The sequence below is a fragment of the Hydrogenophilus islandicus genome (genome assembly GCF_054657095.1).
The window spans coordinates 1-1,941 of sequence record NZ_BAAHXE010000059.1 but is presented as its reverse complement, the minus strand read 5'-3'; the positions used below and the strand labels follow the sequence as shown (position 1 = coordinate 1,941).

General features: G+C 62.3%; 4 protein-coding genes. 1 reads left to right on the top strand and 3 read right to left on the bottom strand.

Going from position 1 to position 1,941, the window contains the following annotated elements:
• Positions 1-148 precede the first annotated feature (148 nt).
• Positions 149-298 (bottom strand): hypothetical protein, encoded by a 150-nt coding sequence (locus ACYQ6T_RS10625; RefSeq protein WP_459830670.1) that lies wholly within the window; start codon positions 296-298, stop codon positions 149-151.
• Between the two features lie 169 nt (positions 299-467).
• Here ACYQ6T_RS10625 and ACYQ6T_RS10620 point away from each other — a divergent pair, with 169 nt between their 5' ends.
• Positions 468-671 (top strand): hypothetical protein, encoded by a 204-nt coding sequence (locus ACYQ6T_RS10620; RefSeq protein WP_459830667.1) that lies wholly within the window; start codon positions 468-470, stop codon positions 669-671.
• A gap of 90 nt (positions 672-761) precedes the next feature.
• Here the strand turns inward: ACYQ6T_RS10620 and ACYQ6T_RS10615 are convergent, their stop codons facing one another.
• Positions 762-1,139: a hypothetical protein gene (locus ACYQ6T_RS10615; RefSeq protein WP_459830665.1), complete on the bottom strand. Its 378-nt coding sequence runs from the start codon at positions 1,137-1,139 to the stop codon at positions 762-764.
• 34 nt (positions 1,140-1,173) lie between these two features.
• Positions 1,174-1,749 carry a Uma2 family endonuclease gene (locus ACYQ6T_RS10610; RefSeq protein WP_459830663.1) on the bottom strand — a complete coding sequence of 192 codons (576 nt, stop codon included), beginning with the start codon at positions 1,747-1,749 and terminating at the stop codon, positions 1,174-1,176.
• Positions 1,750-1,941 lie beyond the last annotated feature (192 nt).

The window sequence follows — 1,941 nt, the reverse complement described above, 5'->3', positions numbered from 1 at the left end:
CGAGCAGCTGGGAAACGTCCCCTCCCCGGCCGCGACGCGCTGATCCATCTGGCGCATGTCACCGGCTGGGGATATGGCGAACTGATGGCGATGCCGATCGCCGAGCTCGCCGACTGGTGCGATGAGGCGGTGGCCTACTGGAACCACATCAACGGCGGCGGCGAATGAAGGCATCGACCCGATCGCCCACGGCGCTGCCCAGATCGAGCGCGAAGGCGACAAAGCCCACCACCGCCAGCACCAAAACGACCAGAATGACGACGGCAATGAACGTATCCATTCCTCCAGAATAGCCCATCATGACTCCTGCCGCCAAGCTCGCCATCCTCGTCACGCTGCAGGATCTCGCCAGCGGGCCGCTGTCGCGCCTGCGTGAGCGCATCGAATCGACCTCGACCAAGCTGGTCGCTTAGGGGTCGAAAGGGTATAATATGCGCGGGCGTCGGGCATTCACGTGATCGTTATCCATGTTGGGCCACAAAAAACGTTTCGATCCTGTCATGGCTCTTGGTTCCACCCTGGGCTTCATGTTCTTTTCCGGTGTCATCCTCGCCACGCTTTTCCCCGGTTCCCTCATTGCTGGCTGGCTCATGCTCATTCCTCTGGCGCTCCTAGGCGGCGTTCTTGTATTCGGCATCGTAGCCGGCCTCATCGGTCACTTCCTGCGTTGAAAGAAGACCTACGCCGCCGGTGCGGCTGCGGCGGCGCGCAAAAGCCGCTTTCGCCCGAAACGGGAGCGGGCAGGACAGGACTGCCAAGGTCTACCATTTGTCCGACGTCCGCCACCACCAGTGCGACGGCGGCACAGGCACCGGACGGCCTTCTTCATCCCGCACCCACTCGGCGAGCGTGGTCGCCAGATCCGCCTTCGCAATCGCCACGCGGAACATCGCGTCGAAGGCGGCAGGGTGCGCGCGCCACTGCCGGTCCGCGGCATCGAGCAGGGCGCGATGGTCGTCGCTGATCCGGTTGCGCAAAAGCTCGAGCGCCGAGCGCGCCTTGAGCACCTCTTCATCGACGACTGCCCAGCCCCATTCATTATAGGCGTTGAGGTTGGCCTCATCCACGAAGTCGTACCACGAGAGGCGCTCAGCGTAGAACGCTACATCCTCGTCAAAATCACCTGGCGTTTTGAACATCGTGACCGGTGCAGTGATCGCGTAGGTTGCCGCCTCACTCCCTGAGCACCCGTGCCCAGTCGATCACCACCTGCGGGAGCGTCACCGCCGCAGTGGTGCCCTGAAGTTCGTACACCGCGGGCTTGCCGTAAGCGCCGTTTTCCAAGAGGTAGATCGTAACGACGCGGTCGGTGGGGTGCACCAGCCAATACTCCCGGACCCCCGCGCGCTCATAGACGGCACGCTTGACGATCTGGTCGTGCGCGGCGGTTGCGGGCGAAAGTACCTCGATGATCCAGTCGGGCGCACCGCGGCAGCCGTGCTCGTCGAGTCGCTCTTTACCGCAGATCACGCTGATGTCGGGTTGCACCACGGTGTCGATCGCCTCATCCGCTTCATTCGCGCGGGGCAGACGCACGTCGAACGGGGCGATGTAGGGCCGGCAGGGGGTACCCTCCAGGGCGTCGGCGATTTGCCGCGCCAACTCCAAGACCACCTCCTGATGGCGGCGGTTGGGCGCCGGGGCCATCGCGTAGACTTCACCGTCGATGAGCTCGTAGCGGGCATCCTCGGGCCAGGTGAGGTAGTCGGCGTAGGTGTAGCGTTGCGATTGACGTAGCGCGAGTCCCATCGCCCGCCTCCGGCGACTGATCATGCATGGGAACTATTGTAACAGGCTAAGCAGCTGCTTGATTTTCAGACCTGGATCTTGTAAGTTTGGAGTATGCGAACTCTGGCCATAATCTTGTTTTCTGCCGCTTTGCCTTTTGCACTGCTTCACGGGTCGTTTGTTGAAGCAGTGGCGTGTGCGGGTTTGATTTTA